The sequence below is a fragment of the Paraprevotella clara YIT 11840 genome (assembly GCF_000233955.1).
Lineage (GTDB): Bacteria > Bacteroidota > Bacteroidia > Bacteroidales > Bacteroidaceae > Paraprevotella > Paraprevotella clara.
In genome coordinates, this window is sequence record NZ_JH376579.1 from 1 (window position 1) to 25,066 (window position 25,066).

11 protein-coding genes are annotated in these 25,066 nt (G+C 51.8%); 8 read left to right on the forward strand and 3 right to left on the reverse strand.

The window, feature by feature from the left end; all coding sequences use genetic code 11:
- Window positions 1-471 (forward strand): DUF3874 domain-containing protein (locus HMPREF9441_RS00815; RefSeq protein ID WP_039864714.1); only part of this gene is annotated, 471 nt, incomplete at its 5' end.
- A gap of 128 nt (window positions 472-599) precedes the next feature.
- Here HMPREF9441_RS00815 and HMPREF9441_RS00820 read toward each other — a convergent pair.
- Window positions 600-2,981, reverse strand: coding sequence for a TonB-dependent receptor (locus HMPREF9441_RS00820; protein ID WP_244949543.1), 2,382 nt, complete (start codon window positions 2,979-2,981; stop codon window positions 600-602).
- Between the two features lie 121 nt (window positions 2,982-3,102).
- Here HMPREF9441_RS00820 and HMPREF9441_RS00825 point away from each other — a divergent pair, with 121 nt between their 5' ends.
- The 5 genes from HMPREF9441_RS00825 (at window position 3,103) to HMPREF9441_RS00845 (ending at window position 18,678) form a co-directional block, all read left to right on the forward strand.
- Window positions 3,103-7,128, forward strand: coding sequence for a hybrid sensor histidine kinase/response regulator transcription factor (locus HMPREF9441_RS00825; RefSeq protein WP_008616886.1), 4,026 nt, complete (start codon window positions 3,103-3,105; stop codon window positions 7,126-7,128).
- A gap of 187 nt (window positions 7,129-7,315) precedes the next feature.
- A complete protein-coding gene (locus HMPREF9441_RS00830; protein ID WP_008616887.1) occupies window positions 7,316-9,847 on the forward strand; it encodes a sugar-binding domain-containing protein in 2,532 nt (843 codons plus the stop codon).
- Between the two features lie 54 nt (window positions 9,848-9,901).
- Window positions 9,902-12,076, forward strand: a complete 2,175-nt coding sequence (locus HMPREF9441_RS00835) for a fasciclin domain-containing protein (protein WP_008616889.1) — start codon at window positions 9,902-9,904, stop codon at window positions 12,074-12,076.
- A 73-nt stretch (window positions 12,077-12,149) separates the two neighbouring features.
- Window positions 12,150-15,686 (forward strand): alpha-L-rhamnosidase, encoded by a 3,537-nt coding sequence (locus HMPREF9441_RS00840; protein WP_008616896.1) that lies wholly within the window; start codon window positions 12,150-12,152, stop codon window positions 15,684-15,686.
- Between the two features lie 184 nt (window positions 15,687-15,870).
- Window positions 15,871-18,678 (forward strand): LamG-like jellyroll fold domain-containing protein, encoded by a 2,808-nt coding sequence (locus tag HMPREF9441_RS00845; protein ID WP_008616899.1) that lies wholly within the window; start codon window positions 15,871-15,873, stop codon window positions 18,676-18,678.
- A 101-nt stretch (window positions 18,679-18,779) separates the two neighbouring features.
- On the opposite strand, the gene HMPREF9441_RS00850 is transcribed toward HMPREF9441_RS00845, so the two are convergent.
- Window positions 18,780-19,475, reverse strand: a complete 696-nt coding sequence (locus tag HMPREF9441_RS00850; RefSeq protein WP_008616901.1) for an LrgB family protein — start codon at window positions 19,473-19,475, stop codon at window positions 18,780-18,782.
- Window positions 19,456-19,806: a CidA/LrgA family protein gene (locus tag HMPREF9441_RS00855; protein WP_008616919.1), complete on the reverse strand. Its 351-nt coding sequence runs from the start codon at window positions 19,804-19,806 to the stop codon at window positions 19,456-19,458. The genes HMPREF9441_RS00850 and HMPREF9441_RS00855 overlap by 20 nt, the downstream gene beginning before the upstream one ends.
- Window positions 19,807-20,182: 376 nt before the next feature.
- Here HMPREF9441_RS00855 and HMPREF9441_RS00860 point away from each other — a divergent pair, with 376 nt between their 5' ends.
- A complete protein-coding gene (locus HMPREF9441_RS00860; RefSeq protein WP_008616920.1) occupies window positions 20,183-21,559 on the forward strand; it encodes an alkaline phosphatase in 1,377 nt (458 codons plus the stop codon).
- A 233-nt stretch (window positions 21,560-21,792) separates the two neighbouring features.
- A complete protein-coding gene (locus HMPREF9441_RS00865) occupies window positions 21,793-25,062 on the forward strand; it encodes a SusC/RagA family TonB-linked outer membrane protein (protein ID WP_008616921.1) in 3,270 nt (1,089 codons plus the stop codon).
- The last annotated feature ends 4 nt before the right edge of the window (window positions 25,063-25,066 follow it).

Genomic DNA, 25,066 nt, shown 5'->3' on the forward strand with positions numbered 1-25,066 from the left:
CTGCCGCGCATCGCCTCCTTCATCGCCACGTCCAACAGCCACGAACTGCTCTCCGACCCTTCGGGCAGCCGCCGTTTCCTCTGCGTGGAGGTGGAGCGTCCCATCGACAGCACAAATATCGAACATGCTCAAATCTACGCCCAGCTGAAAGCCATGCTACTCGGTGGCGAACGTCATGGGTTCACGGCAGAAGAAGAGGCGGAAATCCAGCGTGCCAACGTGGCCTTCTACCGTACTTGCCCAGCGGAAGAGGCTTTTGCCCGCCACTTCCGTGCCGCCCGTCCGGACGAAGAGGCCCTGTCCGTCTCCCTTCCCGAACTCATCGCCCTGTTGCGCAAGCGTCAGCCGGGCACGCTCACGGGCATCGGCATGCAGGAGTTCAGCCGCGCCCTCGTGGCCGCAGGCGTGGAACGGAAGCACACGGAAAAGGGTAACCGTTACCGGATCGTGCCGTTGGAGCGTAGACCATAAGTCCGCAATCCTTTATGAATGAACGGAGAAAAAGCCTTTCGATTTTTTCCAATAAAAAATAAGGATTCAAATGGTAAATTCGTACCTTTGCCGTAGCAACTGCAATAACGCTGTTTATGATTGACAACCTAAAACTCCACCGTCACCCCCAACGTAGGCAACAGTGTCCCGCTTATTTGTTCTATACGCCGCATCACATAACGCTGATCCTCCAAAGGAGTTTCGGGATTCGACACAACGCCGGTACTCATGAACACGTCCGGCTGACGTAGTTTGCTGACGGTCACATTCTGTAAGTCAAGATACAATCCCAGGCGCCAACGTTTGAAAAAGAATTCTTTGTCCACCCGCACATCCAGTTGGGCATAACCCGGTAGCCGCTCTGCATTATAACGGCTGTAATCGTAGGCAGACTTCCCATTCGCATCCCAATACGTCACATAGGACGAGGCTACCTCATCGTATGGCGTATAAGGAGAGCCGCCGATGCAACTCAACCGTAATCCTACGCTCCAACGGTGTGGGAAATCATACGTACCGCTCATGTTCAGAATCACTCGATTGTCCCACGCCGAAGGAACATAAGCGGCATGACGGTCGGCACGGTATTCGCTGCGGTACCAGGTGAAAGAACTGGTCAGGTTCAGACGGTCGGGCAAAGTCCAACGCATCAAGGCTTCCACTCCGTAGGCACGGCCTTGTGCCGTAGACACCAATGCCTCGTTACCTACCACACCATAATCCGTACCCTTACAAGTAAACGGAACCCCATCGGCCAACGAAAGCGGCACACGGTGATAAGACTTATAGAACCCTTCTACCGACACAGCCCAACGATCATTGGCTTTCCATTCACCGCCCCAAGCTGCCTGCGCTACATTCATATAACGTAAATCCCGGTTGACCAACCGGTCTGTCGCGTCTTTATAGCCCAACGCCGTGTAAGGCGGTAATTGGTGATACCAGCCTGCCGAAGCTGCCGTCGACCAATGGGGTGAGAAAACATAACGGAAAGAAGCGCGCGGAGATAGCTGTTCCCACGGACGGGACATGTGCGATGAATAAGTATTGCCGTCTGCCCGCACCCCGACCGACGCACTCCATCGTTCTTCCGGAGCCGTATAAGCTGCAGAGAACGAAGCTCCATAGGCGACAAGCCCCAAATGGGTACGGTAGACAGACCAGTCCCCGACCGACAAAAGACGGCGTTCATGGTCGGTATAATCCATGTAGTTCAATTCCGCACCCTCTTTCAACGTCCAACCACCCGACAATGTCGTCATATTCTCTGCACGAAACGTGGTCTTCTGCTCTGTGGAACGCAATCGAAGCGTGAGATTCTCCTCAGTACTCTCGTCATTATTCCGGTATTTCAGATTTTTGTCGTTCAGGTAATTGTGGCTCAACACGTACGTCTGCACATGTTTTCCGGCATAATGCCGGTAAGAAGCCCCTACCGTAAAAGTCTCTTGTTCTATCTTAGGCAGATAACTCAAAATATAATCCGAACCTTCGTCTTCTCCTGCCAAATCCGTATTCAGCTCCATCCGGTCTACTCCGGCCAATGCCATCACCGTCAGTTCGTCGTACGGCGTCAAGCGGGTCTTTACCTTAAACTGCCCGTCGATATAATTCGGAAGGAAAGGCAAACCTATCATTTTAAAAAGCAATTGCAAATAAGACTGGCGCAAGGAGAACAGGTAAGTCGTCTTTTCTCCGATATGGCCGCTCCCGCTCAAGGCGGCCTCGGAGGCTCCCAAAGTAGCCTTGAATGTCTGACGCTCCGAAGAGCCTTCGCGCAAACGGAAATCGAGCACGGAACTCATGGCTCCTGTACGGTCGGCCGGAAATGACCCCGTATAAAACTTAATCTCACGTACCAAATCGGCATTGACGATGCTCACCGGGCCTCCCGTAGCCCCCTGCGTGGCAAAATGGTTGATGTTCGGAATCTCTATACCGTCCATATAAAAACGGTTCTCCGACGGACCGCCGCCCCGCACTATCAAATCATTACGGTATCCCACCGGCGAAAAAGCCACACCCGGATAACCGCGCACGATACGCGAAATGTCCCGGTTGGCTCCGGGGCTTTTCTCTATCTCACGAAGTCCGATGACCTGCACGCTCACCGGAGCCTCAGCCGTCTTACCATACGACTTAGGACGTACGGTCAAAGTATGCAACGACTTGATGTCCTCCTCCAACTCGACGTTCACTTCGGGCGTGACAGCCGAAACGATATAATCCGGCGTCTCCTGCGGCACATACCCGGCCGCCGTCACCCGGAATGAAAAGATACCGGGCGGCACGTGGGGCAATACGAACACACCGGCCGTATCGGTCACCGCACGCACAGTGTCTATCGAAGCAGGAGACACGAAAGCCCCTACCACCGGTTGGCGGCTCGTCCGGTCTATTACTTTGCCCGTCACACGAAAAGAAGATTGTGCAACAGCCTGCACCACCAAGAGACTGCATAAAAGCCAGCCGCAGAAAAATTTCTTCATCCTCATCATTTCCATACTGCAAAAATAACATCTTATTTTCTCGTAAGCAAAAATAACCAAAGGCGAAAGCAGAAACAAAATTTTCACTACCTTTGTCCATCATAGTTCGGATGGGATGCGAATGAAAAATACTTTCTACCTGTTGTTGTTCTGGTTGGGACTTTCCCTGAAAGTTCCGGCACAAGCCATTTGGTCGGCGGACTTCCCGTTCGCCGGAGAACTCCCGTCCAACGAAATGACGGAACTCTATCAGGACGAAGACGGCTTTGTTTGGATAGGCACAACGAACGGGCTGTCGCGTTACGACGGTTATCGCCTGCAAACGTTCCAAACAGATTACCTTCACCCCAACCGGCTGACCCACAACCATATTACCTGCATTGCGGAAGACAGTGCATACCTTTGGATCGGGACGAGAAAAGGACTGAACCTCATCGACAAACGGACTTACCGGATTACCACACCGGGCGAAGCTCCGTTGCAGACAGCCCATATCCGCTCTCTTTGTTCCGACGGGAAAAGCCGTATATGGATAGCCTTGAACGACCGGCTATTGGAATCCCGTTTTCCATACCATGAATATACCTCCATCAACCTGCCTTCCCCAAACGGCAAACCGTCTTACATCAACTCTTTCTTTTATGAGAAAGGAAAAGAACGCCTGTGGATATGCACGTCGAATGGGATTTTCGTCTATACGGACAGTACACAAGACCTGCGCCACCTGCCGCCGGTGGGACAGACCAACTCTCCTTTCACGCTTTTCCAAGACAGGGACGGGCGGTACTGGCTCACCACATGGGGAGAAGGACTGTGGCAACTCCTGACCGATGAAACCTTGAAACATGTGGAATATATCCGTCAGGACATACAGTCACCACGAGGAAAAGTGGCAGACCGTAAATTTTTCAGTACAGCCCAAGACGATACGTTCGGTTACATTTGGGCTTTGTCCTACAATAACCTGTACGCATTCCGGTATGACGACCGTGCCGGGAAGTTGATGCCCGTGGCTTTGCCCGGACACATAGACACCGGCAAAATGTACACCAAAATCCTAAAAGACCACGATGGCAACCTGTGGCTCAGTTCTTACGACCGTGGCACGTTGCTCACATTTCATACGGAAACCATACGGAACTATCCGTTGGACGACCTACGCAAGACCTTGGACTGGATGCCCAATCTGCTCACTTTGAACCGCGACACTCAGGGGCGCTTCTGGTTCGTCCAAGACCGCTTCGGCCTCTGCCTCCATGAGCCGCAACACGGAAAAACCGTTTTCGCTACCCCCGAAATCCAGAACCTGACGGTAGATGCCCGCGTCACGGCATCCAGTCCTGTCAGCGGTGGCTTATGGGTAGCAGCTCCCCACCGCAACCAAGTGTACCTGTTGACGTACGACCAAGGAACATTTAAGGTAAACCGCCGTATCCGGTTGTCCGACGCTTCCGGTGATTATGTTCCCGCCAACCAGATGGAAGAAACATCGGACGGCAAACTTTGGTTGCGTAGCGGAGGGCGTATGCTTTGTCAACCTGCCGACGGCACGTCCCTGCTCTCCACGCCCGACAGCCTGCACTTTACCGCCTTTGCCCATAGAGACGCTGTGTCCGTCTGGGCCTCCACTTCCCGACGTCTATATATAATAAAGGTGGAAGGGAAACGCATGTCATGTATTCCGCCCCCCCTTGCCTTTCAGAACCACGAGGACGAGGAGGTGCGCTTTCTCTGTCCCGATGACTCGGGCGGCTTTTGGGTAGCGACCAGTATGGGGCGCATCCTGTACGGTCAACCGGAGGATTCGGTTTTCCAGGATTTCAGCGACCGTTTCGACACGCAAGGCATGACGATATTGAATCTGTTATGGCGGAACCACCACCTTTGGCTCGTCTCCCACAACCGTTTCATCCACTACGACACACAGCGCCACAGCCTGCAACAATACACTTCCTCGGACGGCAATATGTCCACTCCTATCTTCCGCGACCAAGCTGCATTCCTTTCGGCCGACGGTACACTCTACGCCGGAGGACGCGGCGGTTTCGTATCAGTCACTCCCCCTCCTTCATCCGCCCCTAAGGCTCTTTCACGTGCGGTGATGCTGACCGACTTCAAAAGCGGTATGCGCAGTATGCTGTTCAATCCTTCCGGACGGTACGTGTCCGGACAGCCCGACCGGAACACGCTTACCTTGCAACCTGAAGCGGCCAACCTTTCCGTCAGCTTTTCTACTTTAGATTATGCTCGAAGCGGAAAAGTACGCTATGCTTACCGGTTGGAAGGCCTCGACACCGATTGGAACTACCTGCAAGAAGGGGAAAACACGGCTTACTACCAAAAACTGCCCAAGGGAAATTACCGGTTGGTCGTAAAAGCCACAGACCGTAACGGACAATGGCAGGCTCCCGTCACGCTGCTCAGCCTCACGCAACTGCCGGCTTGGTACGAAACCATTTGGGCTTACGCGGCCTACGTAACCGCAGCCTTGCTTCTCATTTACGTACTCCTTAGACTTTACTTGCAACGATTGCGCAGCCGCAACCAGTTACAACTCCAAGAAGCCCTGACACAAGCCAAACTGGATTATTTCACCAACATCTCCCACGACTTGCTTACACCGCTCAGCGTGATATCCTGCGTAAGTGACTACTGGGAACGGCAATATCCGACTGAGGAACGCCAAACCACAGTGTTGCGCCACAACATTTACCGACTGAAACACCTGTTGCAACAAGTTCTGGATTTCCGCAAGACCGAGAACGGCAACATGGTACTTTGCCCCGAAGAAGGCGACATCTTCGCTTTCGCCCGTCAACTGTGTACCCACCATTTCTTGCCTTTGGCTGAACAGAAAGGCGTACGGCTGAACCTCCGCATTCCGGAAGGCGAATGCCGAGGCACGCTGGATTTTGACAAAGTAGACAAGATACTCTACAACTTGCTTTCCAATGCCGTCAAATACACGCCAAGTGGAAAAAATGTCGATTTCATCGTGGAAATCCGGCAAAACGGAACAGAAAAAGACATGGTATTCACCGTGCAAGACGAGGGTGTCGGCATACCAGCCAAAGAACAAAAAAGGATATTCGACCGCTTCTACACCGGAAGCAACGGACGTAGCGGACAATCGAACGGCATAGGACTGGCATTGGCCCGGGAGTTGACCGCCTTGCACCATGGTAGCCTCACGTTGGAAAGCGAACCGGGCAAAGGCAGCCATTTCACTGTAACCCTTCCGTGGGTAGCTCCGTCAGCCGCCCCCGTGCAGAACCGCCCCGAGGCACAGCCGGTGGATGCCGAAATATCAGTACCGGACGTCACTGCCCCGGAAGCCTCCTCTCCTGTAGTGCAGGAACTGTCTTCCGAAGCCGGAGAGACCGAAAACGACCGCCCTTCCATCCTTCTCGTGGACGACAACATGCAACTGTTGGAAATGATGGAGAAGATATTGGCCACGAAGTACCGGGTGCTCACGGCAGAAAACGGGTTGGAGGCTCTGAAACAACTCAAGGCACACGCCGTAGACCTCATCGTATCGGACGTCATGATGCCGGGCATGGACGGATTCGCCCTGTGCAGGAAGCTCAAATCACAACTCGAAACCAGCCATATCCCCGTCATCATGCTGACAGCCAAACAGAGCGCGGACGACCGAGTAGATTGCTATGAAGCCGGAGCGGACGGTTATCTGGCCAAACCGTTCGAGTTGAAAGTACTGGCCGCCCGGATAGACAACCTGCTCCGCACCTACCGGAACCGCCAACAGGCTTTCAGGATGGAAGACCACGTCCGTCTGGCCGAACTGGAATATTCTTCCGGCGACACCCGCTTCCTTCAGGACATGGCAGACTGTATCCACACCCATTTGGCCGAAGAAGGATTCGATTTGGAACAACTGTCCGGCCATTTGAATGTATCCAAATCCACCCTCCACCGCAAAGTGAAGGCCATGACCGGACTTACGCCTTTGGAATTTATCCGGAACATCAAGCTGAAGTACGCCTGCGAGATGCTTTCACGCCGCGACCGTAACATCGCTGAAATAGCCTACGCCACGGGCTTCTCTTCACCTAAATATTTCACCAAGTGCTTTAAAGAAGAGTTCGGACTGACACCCCGCGAATACCAAGAGAAAGAAAAATAAAACCGTAGCAGGCAGAGATCAATCACAAAAGAGGGATAAAAAACTGTCAGAATAGGATTTTACCCCCTTTCTGGCAGTTTTTTATCCCTCCGTATTCTTCTTTTCATATAGCTTTGCAAGCGTTCGTTCGCATCTCCTTCATCTGACAGGCGAATGCGCGACGACACACCTACCGGCTGCCGACAGTATGCCAACCGGCCTGAAACGACCACTGCAAAATCAATCAAAACACATAAAAATACAGATTCAAATGAAAACGAACTTACGTACACATCGGAATATCCGGTTGAAGTGGATGGCCGCCCTCTTTTTCGCATTCGGAATCGGGAACGCCCTCCCGGCTGCCGCCCGCTACTCCCGTGCAGACGAGCTTGCCATTACGAACGGTGCACGTTCAAACCGGGAAGTGAACTTCAACGAAAACTGGAAATTCTTTTTAGGCGATACCGCCGCAGCCTCACGTCCGGACTTCGACGACAACCACTGGCGCACGCTGGACCTGCCCCATGACTGGAGCATTGAAGGCCGTCCTGAAAAGGCCAATCCGGCGGGGAACGACGGAGGGTATTATCCCACCGGCATCGGCTGGTACCGCAAGACATTCGATTTCGTACCGGACTCCCGACATCCCGAAACCACCCTCTATTTCGAAGGGGTTTACATGAATGCGGAAGTATTCGTCAACGGACATAATCTCGGCATACGTCCCTACGGTTATTCGTCTTTCTACCACGACATCACGCCTTACCTCAAAGCGGGCAAGAATGTCATTGCCGTGCGTGTGGACAACTCGGGACAGAAGAACTGCCGTTGGTACACCGGTTCCGGCATTTACCGCAACGTGAAACTTATCCGTACCCCCAAGGCACATTTTGAACCGTGGGGCATCGGCATCACCACCGAACAAGTGAACCGGAAAACGCAGGTGGAAGTGGAAGCCACGCTCGCCAACCGCGATAAAGACCTCCCGGCCACACTGCTTTGCACGGTTACCGACTTGGACGGTCACACCATTCTCACACAAAAAGAAACCGTCACCCTTGAAGCTAACCGGACAAGCAAAGTCAAACTGCAATTCCCTTTTGAAAACGCCAAGCTCTGGAGTCCTGAAACACCGAACCTCTACCGGATGGTATGTTGCCTCGTACCGGACAATGGAGAACCGGCCGACACGGTCACCACTACGTTCGGGGTGCGCCACGTGGAATACAGTGCCGAAAAAGGCCTCGTCCTGAACGGTAAAGCCATAGAACTGAACGGCGGATGCGTGCATCACGACAACGGTCCGCTCGGTGCCGCCTCCTACCGCGACGCGGAATGGCGTAAGGCACAACTGATGAAAGAGGCCGGATTCAACGCCGTACGCACCTCTCATAATCCTCCCGCCGAGGCATTCCTCGATGCGTGCGACCACTTGGGGCTTCTGGTCATCGACGAATCGTTCGACGGATGGCGGTCGGCCAAACTGCCGAAAGACTACTCCATTCTGTTCGACCGCTGGTGGACGAAAGACATCGAATCCATGGTACTGCGCGACCGCAACCATCCGTCTATCTTCTGTTGGAGCATCGGGAACGAAATTATCGAGCGTAAAACGCCCGAAGCAGTCCTTACGGCATACGCGTTAGCAGGCCATGTACGCCGCCTCGACCCCAGCCGCCCGGTGACATCCGCCCTTGCGGCATGGGACAAAGATTGGGAAATCTACGACCCGTTGGCTGCCGCGCATGACATCGTGGGTTACAACTACATGATGCACAAAGGTCCGTCGGACCACGAACGCGTCCCTTCGCGCATCATGATGCAGACGGAATCTTACCCACGCGACGCATTCGCCAACTGGGCACGGGTCAACGACCATTCCTATATCATCGGAGACTTCGTGTGGACGGCTATCGACTACCTCGGCGAATCGGGTATCGGACGCTTCTATTATAAAGGAGAGTCGGAGGGTGAACATTACCACCGCAACCAGTTTCCGTGGCATGGTGCCTATTGCGGCGACATCGACCTGACCGGATTGCGCAAACCGATTTCCTACTACCGGGAAATGCTATTCAACCCAGAGAAGAAACTCTACATGGCCGTAAAGGAACCTACGGGTTATTACGGTGAAATCAAAGAAACCTTGTGGTCGGTATGGCCGACGTGGGAAAGTTGGAACTGGCCGGGACATGAAGGAAAGGACATCGACGTGGAGGTCTACTCACACTATCCTTCCGTGCGCCTCTACCTGAACGACCGACTTATCGGTGAGAAGCCGACCACGAGAACGCAGGAATTCAAAGCCATCTTCACCTTGCCCTACGCACCGGGTACCTTGCGCATCGTCGGTGTGGAAAACGGCCAGGAAACGGAATCACGTACTTTGGAAACAGCCGGAAAACCGGCACGCATCCGGTTGACAGCCGACCGCACGGAAATCTCGGCCGACGGCGAGTCCCTGGTTTATGTCATAGCTGAAATCACGGACAAGCAAGGACGGGTAGTGCCTAATGCCGACAACCTGCTGACATTCGAACTCCAAGGTTCCGGCACACTGCTGGCTACATGCAGCGCCGATTTGAAAGACTGCACGGCTTACACCGCTCCGGAACGCAAGGCTTGGAAAGGCCGTGCCATGGCGGTCGTGAAAAGCGGGAAAGAAAAAGGCCGGCTCACATTGACCGTTAAAGGCAAGGGAGTGAAAAAGGCTTCCGTCAGCCTTGACGTGAAGTAAATCTGAAAAGGACAAAACCATATAATTAACCTGATTGCCTATCTTTTTGAGACCATGAAACATCTGTCAAAACTCTCAAAATTCGTTTGCACTGTCCTGCTTCTGGCAGGACAGGCAAACTTATTCACCGGTTGCAACGATGACATGCCGGCGGAAAGCTATTACACCTTCACAGGTGAAATGATGAGTGATTTTCTAACCGAACATGAGAACTTCAGCCTGTTCAAACGCATTGCGGAACGAGCCGGAAAAATGGACTTTCTGGGAAGCCGTGGCTCACGCACCTTCTTTCCAGCAACCAATACGGGCGTGGAAGCCTTTCTGAAAGAGAAAGGATATGCATCTGTGGAAGACATTCCCGCCTCATTCTGCGATACGCTGTTGAGAGCCTGCATCATAGAAAGAATCATGTACACTTACGACTTGCCCGAAACGCAACAGGAAAACAACGAACTGGACTTACCACTCATCCTCGAAAGCAAGGGGGATACGCTGGATGCCAATCAAATGGCCTTGACCATCGTCAACCGCCGAGCCGCCATCATCAACGAGCTGAAAAACGACTCCGTGGAAAACGGTGTGGTACATCCGGTCGACCGTGTCCTGGTGCCCAATACCAGCCTGGGGTCTACGCTGTTGGACGAATACCACGAGGATTTCCAGATTTATTATGAAGCCCTCCGGCGGACAGGACTGATAGACTCTTTGTACCGTTACCGCGACGAAGAATACGAACAGGAAAAAGGGAAGTATGCCCCTTTCACCCAAAGCATGCGCATCGGAAATGAAGATTACGTAGCCAAACTCCCGGACCACCGCTACAGTGGGTTTACTCTTCTCATCGTACCGGACAAAAACCTGTACGAGAAATACCCCGACCGCTTCAACGAAAGCATGACCATGGACGAAAAGATTGATGCCCTTTACGAGTTGGCCGTGGAGAAATACAGTGGAGCGGACGCGGAAGCCATTTTCGGCCTGAACCAGACAGCTCCGGGTTCTGATAAAACATACAAACAACTCTATTGGAACAAAGGTTCACTGACCCACCCGTATAACCCGTTGAACATGTTCCTTTCTTACCATATCATCGACCGTTTGTTCAGCAGCACCGCCAAACTGGTAAACACCATCGGCATCCATACCGCATACGCCGACCCGACGGACTGGGTCAGCACGCTGCTCGACTTCTCTACCATCAAATTGGAAAAGGTGTACCGTCCGGTAGATCCGGCAGTCGAATATCCCTCCGAGTTTTATGTCAACCATTGCCATGCTTCCCAATACAACAATTACGAACGAATCCGGGGCGCCCATCTGACCGTTCCGGAACAAGAGAACTTCTCTTTGAACGTAGCTTACTATTACATCGACGACGTGGTGGCATACGATCCTACGATGCGTAACACCATCATGAACACTCGGATGCGAATAGATTTCCAACTTCTGTGGCCGGAACTGACGAACAACAATATGCGGTTGTGCGGCAATCCCCTCAAAGAATACAATAGCGGTGACAACAGCGAGGACGGAACGGAAGGCGGAGGATTCAACTATTACCTCCCTCCCGGCTATCTGAAAAACATAACCTTCAGCGAGAATACCATGTTCGTTGTGAAACGCCCGATAATCTATTGGTCCAACTATCAAGGAGATGACATCGCCGTGTTAGGCACGAGTTATGACGTGACATTCCGCCTGCCGAATGTTCCTCCCGGAGAGTACGAGCTCCGTCTCGGTTATTGCGCGTTGGATAGTCGTGGTATCGGACAGGTCTACGTGGACGGAGTACCCCAAGGTCTTCCGATTGATATGCGTGACAAAGCCGACGCGCCTAACATCGGAGGTCTTTACAACGGTTGGAACGGCCTAAGGTGTGAAGACGACGGTTCCGGAGGTATCTACACACGGGAAGAACTGGAAGAAAACGCCCGTGTAATGAAAAACAACGGCTATTACAGTGGCCCCAAAGGAGTATTCTTCTACTTAGGTAGCGGCAACGCCAGTACTCCCGCCTACGACCCATCGAAATGTATCATCTTTTACAATCAAAACGATTTGTTGCGTCGGAAAATCTGCCAAGTGCAAGTACAGCCCAACAAACACCATACGATACGCTTACGTTCCGTACTGTCCAGTGCCACCAGCGGAGGCTTCTCTTTAGATTATATGGAACTCGTTCCCATAAGCATCTGCGGCCCCGGCGGTATCGGAGAAGATATCTATTAAAATAGATGGAAAGTCTGGAGGAAAGGCCTCCGGACTCTTCCTTTTTTCGTAACTTTGTATAAACTACAAAACCATGAAACAAAACCTTATCCAACAAACTACCGTCCTGTTTTGCCGTACGCTCCTGACATGCGGTCTCGGCCTATGGGGACTGCAACCGCTTGTAGCCGCAGAAGTAGAACGGCTTAGAACGGAAGCCATAAAAAATCCCGTAGGCATCGACGTGAAACACCCTGCGTTCAGTTGGACGCTGGAGGCCGGAGACGAACGTGGTATTTCGCAAAAGGCATACGAAATCAACGTTTTCACCGATGCGGCACATACCCGGAAAATATGGTCCTCCGGACGGATGACATCCGACCAGCAAATAGACATTCCATACAAAGGCGACGCCTTGGCTCCCTCCACGCGCTACTATTGGACCGTGACCGTGTGGGATAACAAAGGACGTAAGGCGACCTCGAAGGAAAACGCCTATTTCGAGACCGGACTGCTCGATACGGGGTGGAACGGTGCCCGATGGATCAAAACGCCGACAACCGAGCCCCCTAAACCGACTGCATCCCACTACACGGTGGAAATGGACTTTGAAATCGAAAGGCAGGCTGCCGGCATCATCTTCTCGGCCTCCGATAAAAACAATCTGTTTTTATGGAGCATCGATGTCAGGGACAAGAAGACCCCATTCCTTCGCCGTCATATCAAAACGGACGGCAAATTCAGTTACACAGATACGGAACTCGGAACAACCTTTACCCACGAGGAGCTGACCGGCAAGCTCCACCACTTGAAACTTGACGTGAACGATTCCGTCGTACGTACTTATATCGACGGAAAGCTCGTAGACACTTATGAAGACCATTCCGGCAGATTGCACAACGGCCTCATCGGTTTCCGCACGTTCCACAACACGACTATGGACGAAAAGGCTTGTTTTGACAATATCAAAGTAACCACTTTCGACGACGGACAGACTGGCGAACAGGGCACGGTGACCTTTACTGAAGATTTCGAGGGAAGCGGCCACGATTTCACCGACGGAGTAGTCATCCGCAAGGCCGGCAACCGGATGCTGTGTGTCTCCTCCACATACGAAGAGAACTGTACCATGCAAAATCCGCAGCAGCAAGGCATCCCTTTGTTCCGTAAGGCTTTCAGCGTAAAAGGAGCGATGAAATCGGCTAAAATCTATGCTTCGGCTTTGGGCGTGTTCGACTTGTTTATGAACGGAAGCCGGGTGGGACAGACCGAAGCGGACGGAACGGTACGCTATGATGAACTGAAACCGGGATGGACGGACTACCGGAAAGAAATCAACTATATGACATACGATGTGACTTCACTCGTACGCGAAGGCTCCAACGTAATCGGTGCGCAAGTGAGCAACGGATGGTGGGGCGGCGCCATCGCCCACGGAGTATATGGCACTCCTTCGCTCGGCTTCATCGCCAAACTGCGCATAGAATATGAAGACGGGAGGGTGGAAAACGTGGTGACCGGTACGGATTGGACCTGCTCCACTTCCGGCCCCGTCATTTACGGAGACATCTACAATGGCGAGACTTATGACGCACGCCGCGAAAGCAACTGGTCCGCACCGGAATACGATGCGTCGGCATGGATTCCTTGTATGGAAAACACCGATTTCAACGGTAAAATCACGGCTTTTACAGGGCAGCCCGTACGTATCCGCGAGTTCCTTCGACGCACGCCGCAAACGATTACGGTGTATGAAGGTACCCAACCCGGCGGCACCACTTACGGTACAATCCACGTTGTCCGCAGCCTGGAAGGCACCGCACCGCTTTCGTTAAAGGCCGGTGAAACCGCCCTTTTTGACATGGGACAGAACATGGTGGGGTGGATACGTTTTACCGCCCGAGGGGCTTCCGGTACCAAACTGCGCGTCAAATTCGGAGAGATGCTCAACGACAACGGAGCCGCCGAACGGGCCAACGACGGACCGGGCGGAAGTTTGTACACCTACAATTTACGAACGGCCGGAGCCACATTAAATTACACGATGAAAGGGGCGGAAAAAGGAGAAATATTCCAACCCTCCACGACTTTCTTCGGATTCCGCTATTGCGAAGTCACCACTTCGAGCGACGTGGAAATCACCGCACTGACCGGTGAAGTGGTCGGGTCGGACATCGAAGAGAGCGCCACTTTCCTGACTAGCCACCGTGACGTAAACCAGTTGTACAGCAATATCTTATGGGGACAACGTGGAAACTTCCTCAGCATCCCGACCGACTGTCCGCAACGTGACGAACGCCTCGGGTGGAGTGCCGACACACAAATATTCGCCCGTGCGGCCAGTTACAATGCCGACACCCGTGCCTTTTACCACAAATGGATGCGTGACCTGCGCCTGAGTCAGCGCGAAGACGGAGCTTACCCCGACATGGCACCATTCTGTAATTTCTGGGGGTACGGCAACGCAGCCTGGGGGGATGCGGGGGTCATCGTGCCTTGGACGGTCTATGTCATGTTCGGCGACCGGCGTATCCTCGCGGACAATTATGCTTCCATGACACATTACATGGATTGGCTGGCTGCACAGGGCGACAAAGAATACCGCTACAACGGAGCCGGTACGGGGATGGGAGACTGGTTGGCGTATGAAAAGACGGACGCACGCTATGTAAGCGTATGCTATTATGCCTACGTGGCCCGACTGATGGGCAAAATCGCATCGGCACTGAGTGAAGCCCCCACCGACCGCTACGCCCTCGATGCCCAAAAGTACAACACCCTTTATGACGATATCAAGGCCGAATTCCAAAAACGTTATATCAACGACGAGGGACAACCCGCCGTCTCCACACAAACCTCTTATCTGTTGGCGCTCCAACTCAATCTGTTGCCGGAAAAATCCGTAGAAAAAGCCATCGGTATCCTTCGTGAAAAGATTGTCCGTAACGGCTACCGTCTCAACACAGGCTTCGTAGGTACCGGCATCCTGAACCAGACGCTCAGCCAGGCAGGATTGGATGACCTCGCCTTCGATTTACTGCTGCAACGCGAAAACCCGTCGTGGCTTTACAGCATAGACCAAGGGGCGACTACTGTATGGGAACGCTGGGACTCCTATACCAAAGAAGGAGGTTTCAACAAGCATCCGTGGATCATGAACTCATTCAACCACTATTCCTACGGTGCCGTATCGGCATGGATGTTCGGGCGAATGGGCGGTATCGAACCGGACGAGCGACAACCGGGATTCAAACACGTCATTTTACAACCCACCCCCGATTTCCGTACGGAGTTCCCCGACGGACAGGAACGCATCACCCACGTACAAGCCTCGCACCGGAGCGGCTACGGCCTCATCCGCAGCGAATGGCAATACAAGACCGACGGACGAATCAGCTATACAGCCACAGTCCCGGCCAACTCGACCGCCACGCTGTATCTCCCCGTATGCCATCCCACAGACCGGATTACCGAAAGCGGGAAACGGCTGAAAAAGGCAAAGGGAGTGACATTCAGGGGCATGAAGGACGGGAAAGCCGTTATAGAGTTGCAATCGGGCACTTACAAGTTCGATACGGAGGCTGGCAAAACCGCTTCCGACGGTATGACGAAGACGGATAGACAGTTCTAAAAAAGCGGACAAAAGTAGTCGTTTTCACTAAATCCTAATTCTCTGATAATCAATCATTGGAGAATTGAGGGTCGGATTTTCCTTGACATGCTTCTCCTTTTAAGGATAATTATCTGTCCTGTTTCCTTGTTCAAATCATCTAAAATCCCTTTCTTTGCAAGACCAATAAAAACAATTTCAATATATGAAAAGCAAAACATTACGCCTGATTTCAATCATGATGGTCGGCTGGAATACATTCCCGACCTTTGCACAGAATTTCAGTTCAAGCAGCAATCTGGAGCCTCAACCCACGGCAGACCGCGTCGTCCCGTTCCACCTGTCGGAAAAAGGACTTGTCCATGGAAAAGTGGAATGGGGAGCAGACATCGCCTGGTTCGACGAAAACAATCTGCGCCGTAGTGCGGCCTTCATGGACAAAGAAAACCTTGAAGTGGTCAGGACTTCGTTCCAACCCACCTATGCCTTGACGGATGGAGACCTCCATCCATATCAGAAAGACACCATAGAAGCACGTATCGCCATGTTGAAATGGGTCAAACCGGACGTCAAGCTCATGCTGAACTGCGACCATCCTCATGTTGACCCTTGGTATGAAACTAATGCCGAAGCTTGGGCCGAACTCATAGACGTGTCTACGAAGTACTATCAAGATGCGGGTTATGAAGTCGTCTCGGTGGCACCGTTCAACGAACCGGACTTCGGATGGAACCAATGGATTCCGGGAAGCCAGGACGGTACGTTAAACACCGTCCAACGGAAAAACGGTTTCCGAAAAATAGCAGAAGAACTGCATAAAAATCCCCGTTTCGACGGTATCCGCATCTGTGGCGGCAACACCCTGAACTGCGATGAAGCCCTGCCTTGGTACAATTCGCTCAAAGAACAATTAGACGAAGGCAACACTCACCAATTGGCCGGAAGCTTCGACAGTTTCGCCCAATTTTTCACGACCGTGAAAGAAGATAGCAAGCATGCCACTGCCGACGAGATGCATAATGTGGCAGAAGCCATGGTAGGGCTGGAATACGGCCTGCAAACCGGTATATGGTGGGGATCTGCCGAATATACACGTGGCGAGTTCTGCAAGGCCAGCCATGGTGAACGCCTTGCTTATGCGGAACACCGCCCCAACTGGACGGCCGCTTCGGTCTACCGCGCACCGGATGGCAAAGTACAAGCCTTCGGCGGAACATCCGAACGGCAGGCCGTCACTACCACCTACCGTTTCCTCTCGAAAGAACGCGACGTGTTCTTCGACGGGCACGGCCCGCAGCGGGAATACGTTATGGAACTGCCGGGCGGAGCACCGGGAAGCTACCAGAACGGACAGACCAACGCGGAAACCGTGGTGAACATCACATGGGGAGACGACGTGCAACCCGTAGTGGAAGGTACTTACACATTATTCAACAAGGGCAACCGGAAATTGCTGGACAATCATAATGGCTCGCTCACCACATCCACCTACTCCACCGGCAAGAAATCACTACAATGGTACGTGAATCCAGTTGATGCACGCATAGGAGGAGCATTCAGTTACCACCAAATCCTCTCCGTAACCTCCAACCAAACACTTGACGTGCTTAATTGGTCCATGGACGAAGGGGCTGAAATCATCCTTTATCAGAACAATAAAGGTACCAACGAACAATGGTATCTGGAATATGCAGGAGACGGATGGTTCCGTATCCGTAGCCGCCACAGTTCACTGTGTCTCAAAGCATCAGGTAACAAAGTAATACAGGACAAGCTTGACGAAACTGCCGACTCGCAACTCTGGCGCTTCATCCAGACCGGTGTCAGACCTCGCGTACAAGACATAGACGCTCCGACCGGCGTGAAAGCCGAAAGCCATGCCTCTTCCGTCCTTCTGACCTGGGACAAAGCTGACGCCACAGACCCGACTTACACCGTGCTGCGTTCGGAAAACCCAGAGGACGGTTACGAGATAATCGCACGCTACGTGGCCGATACGGCTTTCGTGGACAACAAGGCTGAAGAAGGAAAGACATATTATTACACCGTCAAGACGGTAGACGCTTCGGTGAATACTTCCCCGGCATCCTCGACCGCAAGTGCGACCGTAGCCCCAACGGATGCCCTCGTCGCACGCTATGAATTTGAAGAAAACGTCCACGACACGACGCTTAACATCCGCCATGGAGCCATGCCGGAAGACGGCGTATACACCGAAGGCAAATCCGGCCGGTATGCCTTGTCTCTGGACGGTTCCGCCCAGTACGTACAACTGCCGACCAACGTGGCCGACCATGCGGAAACCACCATTTCAACGTGGATTTATTGGGAAGGCGGTAACAATTGGCAACGCGTCTTCGACTTCGGCAACGGGGAAGACGAATATATGTTCCTCACCGTGCGTTCGGACGACGGCCGGATACGGTTCGCCATCAGAAACGGAGGAGACGAACAGCAAATAGACGGCGAACGGATCACGGCTTACCGCAAGGAGTGGATACATCTGGCCGTCACGATGGGAGAAGAAGAAGTATGCCTCTATTTGAACGGGGAACTCATGGCTTCTTCAAAAGACATTACCTTGCGCCCCTCAGACTTCCACCCGTTGCTGAACTACATCGGACGCAGCCAGTTTGCTGCCGACCCGCTGTTCAATGGCTACATCGACGACTTCCGGATATACGATTATGCTTTGGATGCCGAAGACATCAAGAAGCTCGCAGACGGCACCACCCGTATCTGCAACACGCCGAAAGATGAGCCTGGCACATTCGACGTAGGCCCGTTGCCTGCCGACCGCCGCCTCGACGTGCGTTACTTGTTGGACAACGGTCCGAAAAGAGTGGACTTCCACATTTACGACCTGCAAGGCAACATGCAACTTACCCAAAGAGGCATGAACGGAGCCACGACTTCATTCGACGTTAGCGGACTCCCCGACGGCGTGTACATTCTGAAAGCCCGGTGCGGACAAGCAAACGACAGCCGGAAATTTACGGTACGGCATCCATAAACCCGAAAGCTCCTACGATGGTTCCGAAACCATCCGGAATAACAAAAAGGGAAGGCATTCTCAAACGAAATGTCTTCCCTTCATCTTTTCTGCAACAAGACTCAAGCGATACCTAACAGATGCAACAACAAAGGCGTAAAAAGAGCCGTCAGCAACCCGTTCAGAATCAATCCTAAGCTGGCATACGCTCCATAAATACGCCCGTATTCCATGGCACGCGACGTCCCGACGGCATGCGAAGCCGTGCCCATGCTCAGACTTTGGGCGATAGGGCTTTTCACCCTCCCTACCTGAAGAATCTTAAATCCGCATACCGCTCCGAACAGTCCTACCAACACGACAATGGCAGCCGTCAGGGAAGGAATGCCGTTTAACGATTCCGTCACGGCCATCGCAATAGGAGTCGTGACCGACTTGGGCGCAAGGGAGATAATCACATCATCGGAGGCTCCCATCCATTTGGCGGTCAATACCACCGAAACAATGCCGACAAAACAACCGACCAACTGGGAAACCAACACCGGCATCAGTTGCCGCCGGATGCTCTTGAGTTGCAGATACAAAGGCACACCCAAAGCCACAATGGCCGGTTTGAGCCAGAAGTCGATGATGGAAGCGCTCCCGGCATACGTCTCGTACGAGATGCCCGTAACTTTCAGGAAGCCTATCAAGACCAATATGGCCAACAAAATGGGATTCAACACCACCCAGCCTGTGCGCGCCTGCAAACGTTTGGCCAGAAAATACACGCCGAACGTCAGCGCGATAAGGAAAAAATCACTTTCTAAATACTCCATGTCTTCTTACCCATTGATGCACGTGTCCCGTGACGACTAAAACCAATACCGTACTGACCACCGTAGCTGTGAAAATCGGCCAGAACTCAGCGGCAATCACATCGAAATAAAGCATCAGGGCCACTCCCGGCGGAACGAAAAAGAAGCCCATGTTGCTTACTAAAAAATCCGAGATACCCTTGACCCAACGCAACTTTACCCATCCCATCTGCAAGAAGGCGGTCAGGAGAAGCATACCGATAATGCTGCCCGGCAACTTTACTCCCGTGGCCCACACCACGAAGTCGCCCAAAGCCAGACAACCGAACAAAATCGTACATTGTTTTACCATGCCTACAATCTTTATAACCTTATTACCTTATATAAATATCCCCGTCCGCCACAAAAATGCTTCCGGCAAACTTTCTGCCCCAACTCTCAAATATAACATAATCTATGCAAAATTATGGTATAATGCAGACACGGGCAATAAACCTGTAATAAAAATGTTTAATGCCTGCCGTAAAAGGAACAACACGCCTCTTGGGCATGAAAAACCTTTTTGTCGCAGGTTTGACATACCCCTGCGGCTTCCCCTGCCGCACATCGGAAAATAATCCCAATTTATATGGGTATCAGACCGATTTTTCCGTAACTTTGGCTCATCAACTATTAGCATTGACATCATCATGAGAAGAAGACTACTATCACTTTGTGCCGTTTTTTGTATGGCACTGGTCGTAATGGCTGAGGGCAAAGCCAAGTATGTATTTTATTTTATCGGTGACGGAATGGGAGTCAACCAAGTAAACGGAACGGAGACCTATATGGCCGCCGTGGAAGGACGTATCGGAACATCACCGCTCTGCTTTGCACAATTTCCATACGTGGGGCTTGTCACGACGTATTCCGGTACGAACGGGGTAACCGATTCTGCCGCCGGAGGCACGGCCCTTGCTACCGGAAACAAAACGAAAAACGGAGCATTGGGCGTCAAAGCCGACTTGACCACCCGTATCAATAGTATAGCCGCTTTGGCCAAATCAGAGGGGAAGGCCGTAGGCGTCACTACAAGCGTATCCGTGGATCATGCCACTCCCGCATCTTTCTATGCCCACGTAAAAGACCGGAACATGTATCATCAAATCGGCAAAGACCTCATAGCAGCCGGTTTCGATTTCTATGCCGGTTCCGATTTCCTGCAACCGGAAAACAATGAACTGAGCGGAAATAAGGACTTGTACACACAATGCCGAGAGGCCGGTTATACCATCGCACGCGGATATGCCGACTACCGTAAAAAGGCAAAAAAAGCCGGTAAAATGCTCCTGTTGCAAACCGAAACGGCCAGCAAGGCAGACCGTACCAGTATCGCCTACGCCATAGACCGCCAAAAGAATGACCTTACCTTACAGGATATTACCCGGGCAGCCATCCATTTCCTCAGCCAAAAGGATACGGACGGTTTCTTCTTGATGGTGGAAGGCGGAAAAATCGACTGGGCTTGCCACAGCAACGATGCGGCAACAGCTTTTAAAGAGGTTATAGACATGGACAATGCCATCAAAGTGGCATACGAGTTCTATGAACAGCATCCCGACGAAACGCTGATTATCATCACAGCCGACCACGAGACCGGAGGGATTGTTTTGGGAACAGGTAAGTACGAACTGCATACCGACCTGCTGAAATACCAAAAACAAAGTGCGGGAGCCTTCAGTAAAATGATAGCCGCACAACACCAGAAAGAGGGCAAAAAGTTCACGTGGGACTTCGTACGCAAGCAGTTACAGGATAACTTCGGATTTTGGTCTCAAATACCATTGGATGACCGGGAAGCGGAGCAACTCAAAAAAGCATACGAGAATTTCTGTGAAGGAGTGGCCAAAGACACGAAGACTTTGTATGAAAGCGAAAACATCATTGCCTCTACAGCACGGCAACTCATGGCTCGAAAAGCTATGGTAGGATGGCAAAGCGGAGGACATTCCAACGGCTATGTTCCGGTGTTTGCTATAGGAGCCGGCGCTGAAGAATTCACCGGACGTATCGACAACACGGAAATCCCTAAAAAGATAGCTGAAATAGCGGGCTACAAGGAATAAGGAAGACAAAACACACAACCTATAAATAGAAAGAGAAGTACAGGAAGGAGTTCCTCGTACTTCTCTTTTTTCTTTTTCAAATGTCATATATACCTGATTTTATTTGTATTAACAGGAATGACATAGCATTGCAACCAACATTTAAAACGAACGTTACAGTGTCTTAAAAAGACTTTAGTTCCTTTGCAGTGTATTTAGAAAGCGACTCAAATACATATAGCAAATAGAAAAAAATGGAAACTAAAGTTTTAACGAAATTGAGCAAGAGTATGGCTATCCTGGCTATCAGCAGCCTGACGACCCATGCCATACAGGCTCAAAGCTTGGTGAGAGGTCAAGTGACGGACACAAAGGGTGAACCGTTAATGGGCGCCACTATCAAGGTAAAGAACAGTCAAGAAGGAGCCATCACGGACTTGGACGGAAAGTTTTCGTTCGAAAGCAAACGGACGCTGACAGCCAAGGACCGCCTGGAGGTGAAATATGTAGGTTTCAAGACACAAGAAATCGAATATTCCAATAAAGCCCTCCAAGTTCATTTGGAGGAAGACGCGGAAGAAATCAATGAGGTAGTGGTAACCGCATTGGGCATCAAACGCGACGAGAAAGGCTTGGGATACGCCACGACGAAAGTGGAAGGCAGCCAAATCACCGGTACAATGCCGGCTAACTGGTCGTCGGCTCTGACAGGAAAAGTGGCCGGGTTGAGCATCATCTCTTCCGGAGGACCGCTAAGTACCAGTCGGATATCCGTGCGAGGAGATGTTTCACTGAATGCGAATGGCAATAATGCCTTGGTAGTCGTAGACGGTGTTCCCCTGAGCAGCCCGATGACCAACCCGGGAATGGCCTACGGAGCCGGCGATGCAGCCGAACTCTCGGTAGACTACGGCAATGGTTTCTCAGACTTGAATCCGGAAGACATCGAAAGTATCCAGGTATTGAAAGGAGCCAGTGCCACAGCCTTGTACGGTTCGCGTGCAGCAAACGGCGTCATCATGGTAACCACCAAATCGGGAGCCAATGCCAAAAAGGGGCTTGGCGTTTCTTATAGCGCCCACGTCAGTATGGATAACGTCATGCGCTGGCCCGACTATCAATATGAATTCGGACAAGGACAAGCCAAAAACATCGGTGCGGAAGGTACGGCATACACCGGACAACATTACTATTCATACGGTGCCGGTCCGGACGGAACTCCCAGCACCAGTGGAACCAGCAGCGCGTTCGGTCCGCGTTTCGAAGGACAGATGTTCTATCAATACTCTCCGGAGAACCAAGGCCGTGCCGACGCTGCGACTCCTTGGGTGGCTTACAAAGACAACCGGAAAGACCTGTTTCAAACAGGTTATACCCTAACCAACTCCGTAGCGTTGACCGGAAAATCAGACCGGGGCAACCTGAGAGCCTCTATCACACATACCAAAAACGAATGGATATTGCCCAATACCGGCTTTCAACGCGTATCGGCCATGATATCGGCAGCCCAACAAATCTCGCGTGCTTTACGTGTCAACTTCAAAACGAGCTATACTTATCGTAAAATCAACAACACTCCCGCATTGGGATACAACAGCAATTCCATTGCTTACTTCCTCATCTTCCAGAATCCGAACGTGAACCTGGACTGGCTGCGCCCCATGTGGAAAAAGGGCCAGGAAGGACTTGAACAGTTGCAACCTTACAGTAGCTACATCGGTAATCCCTTTGTCACGCTGTACGAAGCAGAGAATCCTTCGGAAAAACATAACGTCGTCTCTACCGTATCGGCCAACCTGAAGCTAAGCAGTAAGTTCGACTTCATGATACGTTCCGGCATACAACTCTCGGCCGACCAGCGCGAACAGCATCGCCCCATCAGCGACGTGGTATTCCGCAACGGGTTCTTTAAGAAAGAAAACGTTTTCGACTACGAATTGAATAGCGACGCCTTGTTGACCTATCATGATTCATACGACGGAGGATTCCACCTCAATGCTTCCGTAGGAGGCAACATGATGCAACAACGTTATGACCTACTGTCGGCTTCCGTCAACGGACTTATTACCCCCGGTGTGTACAAGCTGTCTAACGGAATCTCTAATCCGAATGTCGTGAATACCATCCGACGGAAAGCTTTGAACAGCCTTTATTTCACCGCCAACCTGTCCTGGCAGTCCAAACTGTTCCTCGATGTGACAGGACGCAACGACTGGTCGTCTACCCTTCCCCGTAACCACCGTTCTTTCTTCTATCCTTCGGTCAGCGCCAGTGCCGTCATGAATGAATTATTTGCTCTGCCCGACCCCATCAGTTTCTTTAAGCTCAGGGCTTCTTTCGCCCAAGTCGGTAACGACACCGACCCTTATAAGACCTCCGCTTACTACGACAACAGCAATTTTCCGGGGTCGGCCGAAGTGGCTTCCACTTTATACAATCAAGACTTTAAACCTGAAATCTCGACGAACTACGAGGCCGGCTTCGACTTCCGTATGTTCGACAATCGAATAGGTGTAGACTTCTCGTTTTACTATAATCGTACTAAAAACCAAATTCTGGATGCTCCTCTCGACCCGACCACAGGATACAGCCGCGGCACAATCAATTCCGGCTGTGTCCGTAACAGGGGATATGAATTGGAAATCACGGCCACGCCGGTCCTGACACGCGACTTCCGATGGAACACGACGCTCACATGGTCGAAGAATGACAATAAAATACTCTCACTGGCTGAAGGAGCAGACGAAAACCAGGTCATCAGCACTGTGGGAACCGCATCTATCATCGGACGTGTAGGAGGTACCACAGGAGATTTATGGGGCTACAAACTGGTACGCGACCCCGAGGGCAACGTGGTTATCGGAGACAACGGTCTACCCGAACAAGCCGACGAAATCGAATATGTAGGTACGGCCTATGCCGACTGGAAAGCCGGATGGTATAATGAGTTCTCTTATAAAGGCTTTAAATTAGGTATTCTGCTTGACGGACAAGTAGGCGGTACAATCTACAGCATGTCATTCCACAAAATGATGGAACAAGGCAAACTTACACAATCTCTGAACGGGCGCCTTCTGGGTACGGAGTATTATATGGATGCCAGCGACCCGCGCATTGCCGCCGCCGGCTACACGCCTCAAAGCGGAATGTACATGATAGCACCGGGCGTGGTACGGAATGACGACGGAACGTTCTCACCCAACACGAAAGTGGTAACTATCGAAAGTTTTTATAAGGAGTATTATCGGAGAGCCAATGTAGAAACCAACTCGTTCGATGCCTCTTTCTTGAAAATCAGAGAAATCCGATTGGAATACGAACTCCCTAAGAAAGTCTTGGAAAAATCTCCATTCTCAAAAGCCTCGATAGCCGTATACGGACGCAATCTGTGGTGTTTCACCGACTATCCTCTCTTCGACCCGGAATCCGTAGCCCTGGACGGCAGTTCCATGGTATCCGGTATAGAAACAGGCTCACTGCCTACTACAAGAACTTTCGGCTTCAACCTCAATCTTACTTTCTAAAGAA

What these genes read in the sequence shown, in the direction of transcription:
- HMPREF9441_RS00845 (WP_008616899.1), top strand. Translation starts at nt 15,871, where the DNA reads ATGAAAAGCAAAACATTACGCCTGATTTCAATCATGATGGTCGGCTGG.
- HMPREF9441_RS00825 (WP_008616886.1), top strand. Translation starts at nt 3,103, where the DNA reads ATGAAAAATACTTTCTACCTGTTGTTGTTCTGGTTGGGACTTTCCCTG.
- HMPREF9441_RS00850 (WP_008616901.1), bottom strand. Translation starts at nt 19,475, where the DNA reads ATGGAGTATTTAGAAAGTGATTTTTTCCTTATCGCGCTGACGTTCGGC.
- HMPREF9441_RS00835 (WP_008616889.1), top strand. Translation starts at nt 9,902, where the DNA reads ATGAAACATCTGTCAAAACTCTCAAAATTCGTTTGCACTGTCCTGCTT.
- HMPREF9441_RS00820 (WP_244949543.1), bottom strand. Translation starts at nt 2,981, where the DNA reads ATGAAGAAATTTTTCTGCGGCTGGCTTTTATGCAGTCTCTTGGTGGTG.
- HMPREF9441_RS00865 (WP_008616921.1), top strand. Translation starts at nt 21,793, where the DNA reads ATGGAAACTAAAGTTTTAACGAAATTGAGCAAGAGTATGGCTATCCTG.
- HMPREF9441_RS00830 (WP_008616887.1), top strand. Translation starts at nt 7,316, where the DNA reads ATGCCAACCGGCCTGAAACGACCACTGCAAAATCAATCAAAACACATA.
- HMPREF9441_RS00840 (WP_008616896.1), top strand. Translation starts at nt 12,150, where the DNA reads ATGAAACAAAACCTTATCCAACAAACTACCGTCCTGTTTTGCCGTACG.
- HMPREF9441_RS00855 (WP_008616919.1), bottom strand. Translation starts at nt 19,806, where the DNA reads ATGGTAAAACAATGTACGATTTTGTTCGGTTGTCTGGCTTTGGGCGAC.
- HMPREF9441_RS00860 (WP_008616920.1), top strand. Translation starts at nt 20,183, where the DNA reads ATGGCACTGGTCGTAATGGCTGAGGGCAAAGCCAAGTATGTATTTTAT.